Annotated in this window: 3 tRNA genes and 1 rRNA gene; all 4 read right to left on the bottom strand. The window is 50.3% G+C overall.

Annotation, left to right across the window (positions count from 1 at the left end):
* Positions 1–50: 50 nt before the first annotated feature.
* The 4 genes from LJC66_RS27420 to rrf all read right to left on the bottom strand — a co-directional run bounded on the left by LJC66_RS27420 (position 51) and on the right by rrf (position 437).
* Positions 51–126 (bottom strand) — tRNA-Lys (locus tag LJC66_RS27420).
* Positions 127–134: 8 nt separating this feature from the next.
* Positions 135–210, bottom strand: a tRNA-Thr gene (locus LJC66_RS27425).
* 26 nt (positions 211–236) lie between these two features.
* Positions 237–312, bottom strand: a tRNA-Val gene (locus LJC66_RS27430).
* Between the two features lie 9 nt (positions 313–321).
* A 5S ribosomal RNA gene (gene rrf, locus LJC66_RS27435) occupies positions 322–437 on the bottom strand.
* Positions 438–447: the final 10 nt, after the last annotated feature.

Genomic DNA, 447 nt, shown 5'->3' on the forward strand with positions numbered 1-447 from the left:
CTAAGTCTAGCGCGTCTGCCAATTCCGCCACACCCGCGTGTGAATATAAATGGTGAGCCATGAAGGACTCGAACCTTCGACCCTCTGATTAAAAGTCAGATGCTCTACCAACTGAGCTAATGGCTCGAAAAAAATGGTGCCGGCAAGAGGACTTGAACCCCCAACCTACTGATTACAAGTCAGTTGCTCTACCAATTGAGCTACACCGGCGTGCAATCTCTGACTTAAATAGTCGATGGTGGAGGATGACGGGATCGAACCGCCGACCCCCTGCTTGTAAGGCAGGTGCTCTCCCAGCTGAGCTAATCCTCCAATATATAAGCCTGGCAACGTCCTACTCTCACAGGGACAAAGTCCCAACTACCATTGGCGCTAAAGAGCTTAACTTCCGTGTTCGGTATGGGAACGGGTGTGACCTCTTCGCTATCGCCACCAGACATATTATAT

This window comes from Priestia sp. TSO9, assembly GCF_021029645.1.
Classification (GTDB): domain Bacteria; phylum Bacillota; class Bacilli; order Bacillales; family Bacillaceae_H; genus Priestia; species Priestia megaterium_E.